The 918-nt window shown below is 35.2% G+C and carries 1 protein-coding gene; it reads right to left on the bottom strand.

Features of this window, described 5'->3' with window-relative positions:
* A partial coding sequence (locus AC1DUW_RS30635; protein WP_477644423.1) for a MerR family transcriptional regulator occupies positions 1-762 on the bottom strand: 762 nt, incomplete at its 3' end.
* Positions 763-918: the final 156 nt, after the last annotated feature.

The raw sequence follows: 918 nt of genomic DNA, 5'->3' as shown, positions 1-918 counted from the left end.
GAATACATAGGATGCGCTCGTTTCAAGAACATCGATATATTTGGGTAGTGACACAACAGCGTCAACGTTTGTTTCCACGATTAATTTGTTTTTCAAATCTACATTTTGTAGAACTTTTTGAAACCAAAAATTACTTTTTTCAAATAAGTTAATCATTTTGGGATTGATCTCTTTAATCGTTTCTTTATCGTAAAAATAAGATGGATAAGGAGACGTCTCGTACAAGTTCGCGGTAATGATAATACCTTCCTCGATAGCTGCCTCATATCCACAGGTACAAGTTAAACTCCCCGTTTGAATGTAGACTTTTTTAATCGTTATCTCTTTCATTTCAAGTGGAATGTGGCACTTCGGACAATAGAGTAGATTTACAAAGGAAAGTGGGATCCCTGTAAAATCCTCTTCTTTGGATGAAGGCGAGTTGGTTTGAACCGTTTTTTCAATCAATTGGATAGCTTTTGATATGTCTTCTTTTTTCTTGGTCAGCTGGTTCTTTTTATCAATGAGCAAGTTGTTGTAGTAGTCGATATCCTCATGGTCCGAGAAGTTTGTGACACGCCGATACGATAAAATTTGTTGAATTTCTAACAGTGAAAAATGAAATTTTTTCAGCTCAGTAATAAAAGCCATGTCGTCGAGACACAATTGGTTCATTTGATACTGGGTGTTTTTTTTGTCTGGTATTAATAATCCCTGTTCAATGTAATAACGAACGGTATCGGTCGTAACATGAAAAAGCTTTGCAAATGTACCAATTTTCATAGATGCCCCCCCAATGAAGAAAGTGGAGTTACTCCACTTTTTTACGAAAATGAATTCAAAAAACGCTCAAATGACTATTGACATGGAGGAAACTCCAAGTCATATGATGGATTCAAGAAGTGTGAATATTGTGAATAAAATTTGACTGTATTATAG

It is taken from the genome of Peribacillus sp. P4_C12, from assembly GCF_056402095.1.
Note: the sequence above shows the minus strand (reverse complement) of the source record. Positions and strands in the feature narration are given on the sequence as shown.